The sequence below is a fragment of the Mesorhizobium sp. B2-7-1 genome, from assembly GCF_006440735.1.
Taxonomy (GTDB): Bacteria; Pseudomonadota; Alphaproteobacteria; order Rhizobiales; family Rhizobiaceae; genus Mesorhizobium.
Genome location: NZ_VFUA01000086.1, coordinates 21,810 through 30,207, shown reverse-complemented (window position 1 = coordinate 30,207; position 8,398 = coordinate 21,810). Strand labels below are relative to the sequence as shown.

At 64.7% G+C, this 8,398-nt stretch carries 10 protein-coding genes; 7 read left to right on the top strand and 3 right to left on the bottom strand.

Translation table 11 applies throughout. The features are described from left to right. The first annotated feature begins 28 nt into the window (after positions 1 to 28). Together FJ471_RS25565 and FJ471_RS25560 are read left to right on the top strand one after the other, a co-directional pair. Complete coding sequence (locus FJ471_RS25565; protein ID WP_140807503.1) at positions 29 to 784, top strand: SDR family oxidoreductase; 756 nt, start codon at positions 29 to 31, stop codon at positions 782 to 784. Positions 785 to 787: 3 nt separating this feature from the next. Continuing rightward, on the top strand, positions 788 to 1,660 hold the full coding sequence (locus tag FJ471_RS25560) for an aldose 1-epimerase (RefSeq protein WP_140807502.1): 873 nt from the start codon (positions 788 to 790) through the stop codon (positions 1,658 to 1,660). A gap of 7 nt (positions 1,661 to 1,667) precedes the next feature. On the opposite strand, the gene dinB is transcribed toward FJ471_RS25560, so the two are convergent. After that, entirely contained in the window at positions 1,668 to 2,930 is a 1,263-nt protein-coding gene (gene dinB, locus FJ471_RS25555) for a DNA polymerase IV (protein ID WP_140807501.1), read from the bottom strand. A gap of 312 nt (positions 2,931 to 3,242) precedes the next feature. Beyond that, positions 3,243 to 3,623, bottom strand: a complete 381-nt coding sequence (locus FJ471_RS25550) for a cupin domain-containing protein (RefSeq protein WP_140807500.1) — start codon at positions 3,621 to 3,623, stop codon at positions 3,243 to 3,245. Positions 3,624 to 4,004: 381 nt separating this feature from the next. Here FJ471_RS25550 and FJ471_RS25545 point away from each other — a divergent pair, with 381 nt between their 5' ends. Then, positions 4,005 to 4,238, top strand: coding sequence for a polymerase (locus tag FJ471_RS25545; protein WP_140807499.1), 234 nt, complete (start codon positions 4,005 to 4,007; stop codon positions 4,236 to 4,238). A 69-nt stretch (positions 4,239 to 4,307) separates the two neighbouring features. Next, entirely contained in the window at positions 4,308 to 4,538 is a 231-nt protein-coding gene (locus FJ471_RS25540; protein ID WP_140807498.1) for a hypothetical protein, read from the top strand. A gap of 26 nt (positions 4,539 to 4,564) precedes the next feature. Here the strand turns inward: FJ471_RS25540 and FJ471_RS25535 are convergent, their stop codons facing one another. Then, positions 4,565 to 5,782, bottom strand: a complete 1,218-nt coding sequence (locus tag FJ471_RS25535) for a TadE/TadG family type IV pilus assembly protein (protein WP_140807497.1) — start codon at positions 5,780 to 5,782, stop codon at positions 4,565 to 4,567. Positions 5,783 to 6,062: 280 nt separating this feature from the next. Here FJ471_RS25535 and FJ471_RS25530 point away from each other — a divergent pair, with 280 nt between their 5' ends. The 3 genes from FJ471_RS25530 to FJ471_RS25520 are packed head-to-tail and all read left to right on the top strand — an operon-like array spanning position 6,063 to position 8,159. Beyond that, positions 6,063 to 7,313, top strand: a complete 1,251-nt coding sequence (locus FJ471_RS25530; protein WP_140807496.1) for a pilus assembly protein TadG-related protein — start codon at positions 6,063 to 6,065, stop codon at positions 7,311 to 7,313. Positions 7,314 to 7,318: 5 nt separating this feature from the next. Next, complete coding sequence (locus FJ471_RS25525) at positions 7,319 to 7,759, top strand: TadE/TadG family type IV pilus assembly protein (RefSeq protein WP_140807495.1); 441 nt, start codon at positions 7,319 to 7,321, stop codon at positions 7,757 to 7,759. Then, entirely contained in the window at positions 7,749 to 8,159 is a 411-nt protein-coding gene (locus FJ471_RS25520) for a TadE/TadG family type IV pilus assembly protein (protein WP_181179720.1), read from the top strand. The genes FJ471_RS25525 and FJ471_RS25520 overlap by 11 nt, the downstream gene beginning before the upstream one ends. Positions 8,160 to 8,398 lie beyond the last annotated feature (239 nt).

Sequence of the window (8,398 nt, the reverse complement as noted above, 5' to 3'; positions counted from 1 at the left end):
GCATGGCGTGCTCTAGGGAAACTTGGCAATGAAGGTGCTTGCTGGTCGTAAGGTGCTGCTGACCGGCGGCCTCGGCTCGCTCGGCCGGGCCCAGGCGGTGACGCTGGCGCGGGCCGGCGCGCGCGTGCTGCTGCTCGACCGCCCCGATGCCGAAAATGCGGTGGAGACCGTCGCCGGTCTGGCCGGCGAAGCTGGCGGCGACATCGCCTTCGTCGGCTGCGATCTCAACCGGCTGGCCGAGGCGGAAGCGGCGGTTGCCGCGCTGGCGGCGAAGGAAGGCGGCATCGATATCCTGATCAACAACGCGGCGCTGATCATCAACCGGCCGTTCGAGGAATTTTCGCTCGCCGAGTATGAGGACCAGATCCGCGTCAACTCATCGGCCGCCTTCGCGCTGGCGCGGGCCTGCGCTCCAGGCATGAAGGCCAAGGGCTACGGCAAGATCGTCAACTTCTGCTCGATCACGCTCAACGGCCGTTGGGACGGCTACGTGCCCTATGTCGCGTCGAAAGGCGCCATGCTCGGCCTCACCAAATCGCTGGCGCGCGAACTCGGGCCGCATGGCATCAGGGTGAACGCCGTGTCGCCGGGCGCGGTGGTCTCGGAGGCGGAAGAGCGCGTCTTCGGCGACCGGCTGCAGGAGTATAATGACTGGATCCTCGCGAACCAGAGCCTGAAGAAGCGCATCGAGCCTCATAACGTCGCCGATCTCGTGCTGTTCCTCGTCTCGCCCGCTTCCGACATGATCAGCGGCCAGAACATCGCCGTCGACGGCGGCTGGTAAGACATGCCCGGCGTGGTCGAGCTGAACGACGGGCGGGCGAGGCTGGTCCTGGCGCCCGAGAAAGGTGCGGCGATCGCCCGATATGACGCGCTGGCGATCGGCGGCGAGCCGGTTCCGTTGCTGAAGCCGGGGGACGGTATCGGCACATCCGGCTGCCAGCTCCTGGTGCCGTGGTCGAACCGTATTTCCGGCGGCGGCTTCGAGTTTGATGCTCGCTTCCATGCGGTCGCGCCGAATGTGCCCGGCGAAGCCTTTCCGATCCATGGTGACGGGTTCCAGAAGCCGTGGCGGCTTGCCCGCCAAACCGACACCGAAGCCGAGCTGGTGTTGGACGAGGGGGCGATCGGGCCTTACCGCTATGCGGCGTCCGTGACCTATGCGCTGCAGGACGGCGCATTGGAGGCGCGCGTCACCGTCGAGAACCGCGCCGGCATGCGCCTGCCTTACGGCCTCGGCTTCCATCCGTGGTTTCCGCGCGGCGAGAAAACGCTGCTCAAGGCGAAGGCGAAGCGCGTCTGGCTGGAGGATGAGCGGCACCTGCCCGTCGGCGTCGTGCCGGTGGGCGAGCGCCCGGCTTGGGATTTCGCGCGTCCCATCCCACTGCCGCGGGGCTGGGTGAACAACGCCTTCGACGGCTGGGACGGCCGCGCCTCGATCGCGCAGCTCGACGATGGGATCAAGATCACGCTGAGCGCTTCGCCGAAGCTCGACGTCTACATCCTCTATTCGCCGTCGCCGGATGCTGGCTTCTTCTGCTTCGAGCCGGTCTCCCACCCGGTCGACGCGCATCACGGCGAGGGACTGACGGTGCTCGGTGATGGGCAAACGATGAGCGCGACGATGCGGCTGGACTGGGCGGTGGTGCGCGCCGGCTGAGGGCACGCTACAACTCCTTCTCCGCCAGCTCCCTGAACCCGTCCGGCACCGAGCGCGCGCCTTCCAGCGCCACCGTGCCGTAGCCGACCGCCTCCTTGCCGAAGCGCTGGCGGATCTTGTCGATGGCGCGGTCAGCGCCGAAGCGGGCGAGACCTTTGCGGCTGCCGGGCCTGCGCTTCTCGTCGGCGAGGCCGAGCGGCAGTTCGAGCTGCAGCTCGGCATGCTCCTCCAGATGCGAGACGGAGATGGCAAGCAGCGAGATGTCCCGCTCGCCCGGATGGGCGGCGAGCACGCCGCGCACCAGCTCCTCGGCGATCTCGGCCAGCATCGCGGTCGCCTGGATCGGCTGTTCCAGCGTGATCGAGCGGGTGACCGCACGCAGATCGGCGAAGCGCACGCGCACCGTGACCGTGCGCCCGGGCCGGTCCTTGGCGCGCAGCCGGCTGGCGACGCGGTCGGCCAGATGCAGCAGCGTCGGCACGAAGACGCGCGGCAGCGCCGGCTTCCTGCCCAGCGCCGATTGCGCGCCGGCCGAATGCGCGCGCTGATGCGTCTGGAGTTTGCGCGGGTCGCGGTTCCAGGCAAGCGCTGCAAGCTTCTGGCCGGCGGCATGACCGATCAGCCGCTCCAGCGCGCGGCTATGGGTGCGCGCCAGCTGCCCGATCGTCTCGACGCCGATTTCGGCGAGCCTCGCCTTGGTCGCCGGGCCGACACCCCACATCAGCGTGACAGGCAGGTCGCGCAGGAAGGCGAGCTCGGTGCCGGGCTCGACCACCACCAGCCCATCGGGCTTGGCCACCTGCGAGGCGATCTTGGCGAGATGCTTCGTCCGCGCCACGCCGATCGAGATCGGCAGGCCGAGATCGGTCTTCACCCGCTCTCGGATTTTTCGCGCGATCTCCTGCGGCGGCCCGAACAGATGCGTGCAGCCGGCGACGTCGGCAAACGCCTCGTCGATCGAGATGCGCTCGACCACCGGCGTGAAATCGCCGAGCACCTTGATCGCCGCGTCGCCGAGACGCTGGTACTCTGAAAAATGACCGCCGACGAAGATGAGCTGCGGGCAGAGCTCGCGCGCCTTGCGGCCGGGCATGCCGCCGCGCACGCCGAAGGCCTTCGCCTCATAGGAGGCCGCCAGCACCACGCCGCCGCCGACGGCGATCGGCTTGCCGCGCAGCGACGGGTCGAGCAGCTGCTCGACGGAGGCATAGAAGGCGTCAAGATCGGCATGCAGGATGGTGGCGGCCGCGGCGTGGTTCGTGGCGAGCATCCTGCGCTCCGTCTCCATCCGGTCCGCAATGCGGCGCCGCAGCATTAGCTGCGTCTTTTGTAAGGGATTTAATCGGAACATAAAGAGAACAAAAGCGGTCTCTTGTCAAGCTGGCGAGCCGGATACCAGAACAGTTGCAACCGCGCACAACCGGTACGTTTGCAACGCGGTTGCAAGGGAAACGCGACTTGAAGCGTTCGTCATTCGAGAACCGAGCAAGGCGCGAAGCGACGCGCGTGGGCCTTGGAATCCGATCGCGCATTCCCGCAGAAAGGATTGCGCGCCCAATAGCAGCGCCCAGCCGCCAATCGTCTACGCTGGCTTGGCGTATTGCTCGGCGCTCAGCACCTCGATGCACTGGAACGGCTGGTTGCCTTCCACCCAGGCGTCGTGGCCGGGCGGGATGGTGTAGGAAGAGCCGGCCTCGAAGGTCTTTTGCGTGCCGTCGGTCATTCGCACCGTGATCGAGCCGGACACGACATAGCCGACATGCGAGACCTGGCAACTCTCGGTCTTGACCACCGGCTTGACACATTCGGACCATTTCCAGCCCGGCTGCATGTTCATCCGCCCGAGCGTATAGCCCGGCAGCCGGACGATCTCGACACGCGTCTTGGCGGGCGCGCGGACCTCGTCGGGATTGTTGTGCGATTTGGATTCGAGCTTGCTGACGTTCACTGCGGTTTCGGCCATGGCATCCTTCCTTTGTGCAAGTGGAGCACGACTATGCGATCGTCGGCGACCGCTGCCTCATCCATACGCTTTATTATGAGGTATCGCTAATATAATCGAGGCGACCGCGAATTCAGCCAAGCGGTTGGCGCCTCTTCATGGACGGCGGATATTCCGGCCTTCGGGCGACGGTCCGGGGCCTGTTCGGACTGAAGTCTCACCCATCGAACGCAGAGGCCCGAGGCGCCGATTTCGAGGCAACAACAGCGCCATCAATTCATTGGGTTAGCGAGCCGCCGGACAAAGTCCCTTCATCGGCGGTTTGACCACGGAGTGCCTGCCATTTCCTGCGATATGGCGGGCACTCCTTTCCCTCCCAAAAAGCTCTTGGAGTTGCCGGCCATGCTACCCGGCAGGATCATCGCGAACCTGTTTGCCACGCTGTTTCTGGCGGCGTTCGTTGCCAGCGTCTTCTTCGTCTTCGGCAGGCCGCTCTGGCCTGAGCGCCATGCCAAGATGGTGATCCTTCTCCCGGTCGACACGATGGCAACCGGATCGCTGCGAAAGGCCTGTATCGAGCCCTGCCTGCCCGCCCGCTTCGATCTCAGGCTCGCGCCGGCGAGACCGCACGGATGAAGTCGGCGGGAACCAGTCAGCGCCTGACGCCGTTGATTGAGCGAAGGGACGGCGCTGGCGGAGGCCGCCATGCATAATTTCGAACTCATCGATCTTCTGTGCGTTATCGACGCATGCGCGAGCGACCGTTTGGCCGGACGTCTCGTGCCGATGTCGAAGGCCGTCGAGGAATTGCGCGTCCTGACCGGCGATTTCGTCTCGTCGGATGCGGATGCGGCTAACGCCTTGACGCAGGTCGCGCTCCAGCGCGGCTGCGCCGTGCTCCTCGATGAGCAGGCCGGCGCCGACATCGTGGGCTAGATATGATCTGCCTCTCGGCGGGCGGGTCACTTCGCGAGGGTGATCATCCGTCCCGCATACATTTCGCGGTTCCCGAGTTCGGCCGTGCAGTCCGATTTCACGGCGGAGCTTCCCGTCATTGCGACAGTGTTGCCGACCAGCCGCAGGCAACTGCCCTGCGCGTTCATATCCGAATTCCCGGTATAGGTGATGGCGGCGTCCGGGGCGTAGATGAAGCCGCTCACCAGTGAGCCGGATCCACCGTTCAGCGTCAGCGCCTGCGTGTTGCCGTGCGCCTGATAGATGGTGATGCCTTGATAGGGGCCGCTGGTCGGCGGCGACAGGTTCACCTGCTCGTTGGCGTTGATATAAATCTGCGAGTTCTCCATCAGGAAGATCGTCACGGCCTGGCCGGTCAGGCTGCCATTGCCGCCCGGCTTTATGGTGATGTTGCGCATGATGTAGGTGCCTGGATCGAGCGTGATCTTCCCCGACAGGGTCTTGTCGCAATAGGTGCCCGGCGAGAGCGTTATCGTCTTGCCGTTGGGCACTGGCAGGCAGAGCGTGTAGGGAGGCGGAACGACGTCGGCCAGCGGATCGAACGAGGCGTACTGGTTTTCGTGTGGCGCGCCGCAGGAAAGCGTGGCGCTGGGCGGGGTCAATCCTTGCGTGCCGCCGACCGTTGAGACGCAGCCGGCGCTGACGATCGCCGAGCCGCCCCGGTTGACGGCGTCGGTGGCATCCGAATTGGCCGCGATCACGCAGCCCGTCATCGCCACATTGGTCGACCCCTGCAGGTTGACCGCATCGTCGGCGTGCGGGTCGAGCGCCAGCACGCAGGCCTGCGCGCCAGGCTTGATCTTGACCGAGGCGGAGCGCGTCGCCTGCCAGGTCGGCATGCCGGGGACGAAGGCCGGGCGGCTGATGCTCGACGACAGCGAAAGGAAGTAGGCGCTCGGATCGCCGCTGGCGGCAGCCTGGAAGGCGGCGACGCTGCCGGAATATTCCTGCGCATCCGCGGCGCTCATATTGGCAGCGAAAAAGGTCTGGCCGAGTTGCCGCACGTCGCTCGCCGACATGCTCGGCTGGTATTTGGTGCCGATCGCAAGGCCGGCGGCGTCCAGCGAGTTCTGCAGCTGCGCCGCGTCGTCGCTGGTGCCTATCAGGTCGATGGACCCTGCCAGGCCAAGCATCACCGGCACCATGGCGACAGCGGTAGCGACCGCGAAGTTGCCGCGCCTTGAAGCCCAAAACCGTCCAAACATGGAACCCGCCCTTTGCCGTACGGCAAGAGTGATAGGCGCGCCGTCTCAACGAGCGATTTGGAAAAAAGTTAAAATGCAGAAAGTGCTAAAATATATGGTTTTACTGATACTTAGACCTTAGGTCTGAAGGGCGCTAAGCCTTAAGTCGTAATGTTGGCGGCCCAAGATGGGGGCGGCGGCCCGCTGCGGTCCTACCGGCACAAGTCGAGCGAATTAATTAGGCATTCATTCATACGGCAATGATGACGTCACGGCCGGGATAGTTTGGGCGCGCTTGGCCATGGCCTTTTCAGGTCGGTTCTTCAGACAACTTTTTTCTCGGCCCGCCTCTCGGCGCTTTTGCGAAGGCAAGGGCGGCAATGTCGCGACCATCTTTGCGTTCACACTGCCGGTCGTCGTCGGCGGCGCGGGGCTCGGCGTCGAGACCTCCTATTGGTACTATTCGAGCCTGAAGCTGCAAGCGATCGCGGATGCGGCCGCCTATGCCGGCGCGCTGGAAAAGATCGCGGGCTCCGACACCGTCGCCATTACCTCGGCCGCCACGACATCGGCCACCTCGAACGGACTTGGCGGCGGCACCATCGTCGTCAACACCCCGCCGACGTCCGGACCGAACACGGCCAAGAAGGCGGTGGAGGTGATCCTCAACCAGAACCTCGACCGGATGTTCACCTCCATTTTCACGCAGACGAAGGTGCCGGAGCGGGCGAGGGCGGTGGCGCTGATCACCGATGCTTCCAAAGCTTGCGACATAGCTCTCAGTCTCACGGCCTCGCAGGCCTTGCTTTTCTCCGGCAGCACCAACGCGAAGAAAGTCGGCTGCGTTGACATGGCGAATTCGAACGCCTCCGACGCCATCAAGATCCAGGGCTCGGCGGCAGTCCAGACCGACTGCCTGATCACTGTCGGCGGCGTGGTGCTGAACAATCCGCCGGTGATGGTCTGCAAGGCCGCGATTACCCAGGCGCTGCCGGCCGCCGACCCGTTCGCCAGCCTGCCGGCGCCCGCGGCGAGCAACCCATGCAAAAACGTTAACGGCAACAAGACGTCGCAGACACTTCAGCCCGGCACCTACTGCAGTGGCATGAGCCTCAACGGCAACGTTACATTGCAGCCCGGCGTCTATGTCGTGCAGGGCAGTATGAAGGTCAACGCCAACGCTGTCGTCTCCGGCAGCGGCGTTACCATCTTCATGGCAGGCAACAACACCGTCAGTATGAATGGCAATGCCACGGTGACGCTGAGCGCGCCGACCTCGGGAACCTATTCGGGCGTGCTGTTCTATGGCGACAGGACGGGGACCGCAGCGAAGAGCACCTTCAACGGCACCGCGGACTCGCTTCTAACCGGCGCCATCTATTTTCCCAGGCAGCAGGTCAACTATCTCGGCAATTTCTCGGGCGTGAATGGCTGTACGCAAGTCGTTGCCGACACCATCCAGTGGTCGGGCAATTCGACCATCAACCAGGACTGCACCAGCCTCGGGATGAAAGATATCCCAGCCGCCCAGTCGGTTGCGGTCGTCGAGTAGCGGCCATGGGGCTAGCGGCAAAACGTTTCGGTAGAGACCGCGGCGGCATCGCCGCGGTGGAACTCGCGCTGGTGATGCCGGTGTTGTGTGCCGCTCTTCTCGGCGTCCTCGATGGCTGGTCCTACGTCACCAGCTCGCTGGCGATGCGGGCAGGAGTCAAGACGGCCGCCAACCTCGTCATGGCCGGCGGCACCGACGACAATGCCACCCAGGCCGCGGCGCTGGCGAGCTGGGAACAGAAACCGGCTGACGCGGCGGTCACGGTGAGCCGGACCTATCAATGCGGCACGACCGTGGTCACCTCGACCACCATCTGCAGCGGACCGAAAGTGCCTACCGTCTTCGTCCAGATCCAGGCATCGGGCACTTGGGTTCCGCCGTTCACCTTCGGCCCATATCCGGACAACACCGCCATGGGCCATCTGCAGGTGGTCCGTGTCCGCTAGCCAAAGATTGCGGGCATTTGCCGGCGATGCCTCGGCCGGCGCCGGTCTCGAATTCGCGCTGGTTGCGCCCTTCCTCATCACGCTGCTGTTCGGCATCTTCGCCTTTGGCTGGTCGATGAACAGCATGTCCAGCGTGCGCTATGCGCTTGAAGCCTCCGCGCGCTCGCTGCAGCTCAACAACACGCTGACGCAGTCCGACATCCAGGCCGTCGCCACGCAGAAGCTTCAGGCGCTTGGCCTGAAGAATGTGAACGTCACCATCACCACCGATCCGGCGAGCGGCGGCTTCCGCATGGCTCATGTCAACGCCAGCTATGCCTTCGTCATCAGCTTCCCCTATTTCAGCGATTACCCGATCAGCTACACCACCTCGGTGACCGTGCCGCTGATCGGCGGGTAGGGGGAGCGGTCGCCGGTCCGGCACCGGCGCAAGGGTCAAGGGGCGGGACGCGGCCACAACACGCGGATCAGGATGCCGCGCTGCGGAAGCCGGGTGAGTTTCTGTGCGACGGGACCTTGCTGCTCTCGCCCTTGCGCGGGCGCAAGAACGCCTTTTGGGACCATGGTCTGGCGGGGTGAGGGCCCTCATTGTTCCAAACGGCCCAAGGGCGCTCGGCCCTTTATATTTCCGTTAAATTT

Coding starts and splice junctions, on each gene's coding strand:
- FJ471_RS25530 (WP_140807496.1), top strand. CDS start 6,063: ATGGCCTTTTCAGGTCGGTTCTTCAGACAACTTTTTTCTCGGCCCGCC.
- FJ471_RS25560 (WP_140807502.1), top strand. CDS start 788: ATGCCCGGCGTGGTCGAGCTGAACGACGGGCGGGCGAGGCTGGTCCTG.
- FJ471_RS25535 (WP_140807497.1), bottom strand. CDS start 5,782: ATGTTTGGACGGTTTTGGGCTTCAAGGCGCGGCAACTTCGCGGTCGCT.
- dinB (WP_140807501.1), bottom strand. CDS start 2,930: ATGCTCGCCACGAACCACGCCGCGGCCGCCACCATCCTGCATGCCGAT.
- FJ471_RS25525 (WP_140807495.1), top strand. CDS start 7,319: ATGGGGCTAGCGGCAAAACGTTTCGGTAGAGACCGCGGCGGCATCGCC.
- FJ471_RS25545 (WP_140807499.1), top strand. CDS start 4,005: ATGCTACCCGGCAGGATCATCGCGAACCTGTTTGCCACGCTGTTTCTG.
- FJ471_RS25550 (WP_140807500.1), bottom strand. CDS start 3,623: ATGGCCGAAACCGCAGTGAACGTCAGCAAGCTCGAATCCAAATCGCAC.
- FJ471_RS25565 (WP_140807503.1), top strand. CDS start 29: ATGAAGGTGCTTGCTGGTCGTAAGGTGCTGCTGACCGGCGGCCTCGGC.
- FJ471_RS25540 (WP_140807498.1), top strand. CDS start 4,308: ATGCATAATTTCGAACTCATCGATCTTCTGTGCGTTATCGACGCATGC.